General features: G+C 60.1%; 1 pseudogene. It reads right to left on the bottom strand.

The window, feature by feature from the left end:
* Positions 1 to 855 (bottom strand): annotated as a pseudogene (locus ALQ04_RS05885) (hypothetical protein); the annotation flags it as partial.
* Positions 856 to 975 lie beyond the last annotated feature (120 nt).

The raw sequence follows: 975 nt of genomic DNA, 5'->3' as shown, positions 1-975 counted from the left end.
ATGGGTCATGACCGTTTGCAGGTACAGCAGATTGCTCGGGTTACAGGTATCGACAAACAACCTGAGTGGATCGTTGCCCAGATATTCGGCCCAGGTCTGCAGGTCGGCCTGGGTGTCGCGTACCTGTTGCAGCAGGGTTTCGCTGGCGGGCAAGTGTTGTCGCAAATGGTCGCGGGCGCCTATGAGGTCGACTTCACGACGCCATTTCTCGCGGGCTTGCCAGTCTTTTATGTCCTCCGCAGAGGGGATCTGACCGTAGCGAGCCTGCAGGCTCCGACGCATTTCTGCGCTCTGGAGGATGTGCAGCGTGGCCGGGGAGCTGCCCTGCGCATTGCCGTGCATGAGCAGCATTTCTTCCTGGTCAAGCTGCTCGAAATAGGCTTCGAGATCGCTCAGGTACTTCTGAGTGCCGGCGCTATCGTCGCGTACAGCCGCAGGCAGTGGGTGGGTCTCGGCCCTGGCACCGCACAGTTGAGTGACGGTCTGGGCAATTTGCAGCTTGTGCTCATGTTCCTGTTGCCAGACCCGAAGCGCGGCCTGATCGCCCGCCAGTTGCAGGCCCAGGTCGTTGAGCACGGCCAAAGGATCGTCCAGCGCAATCAGCAGCGAGCTGTATTGGTCCGGAACACTGCCCCGCCAATACACATCGGCACCAAGCGGGCTAAAGCTCGGCTCTGCTGGTTGTTCGGGCTGAGGCACTGGCTCGGAAGTCGGTATGGACGAGTCGGCGAAACGCTGGTCCTCGACCACGTAATCCTCGTCGATGTCGGCCACAGCCGTGGCGAGCTGAAACAGCGGTAAAGTGCCGGGACCGTTCAGGTTGGATCTGAAGTTTGCCAGGTCCAGGGGCTTCATCCAAAAGGCCCGGTTATCAGCATGAGCGCACATGTGTTCGCAGATTCGCCAGGTCCATTGCACAGGGGAAAAGGCCAGGTGCAGGCGGTTCTTGCGCGGATAAAGCAGGTAAGGTCTGCC

Source organism: Pseudomonas cichorii (genome assembly GCF_003700275.1).
In the GTDB taxonomy this organism is placed as follows: Bacteria; Pseudomonadota; Gammaproteobacteria; order Pseudomonadales; family Pseudomonadaceae; genus Aquipseudomonas; species Aquipseudomonas cichorii_B.
Note: the sequence above shows the minus strand (reverse complement) of the source record. Positions and strands in the feature narration are given on the sequence as shown.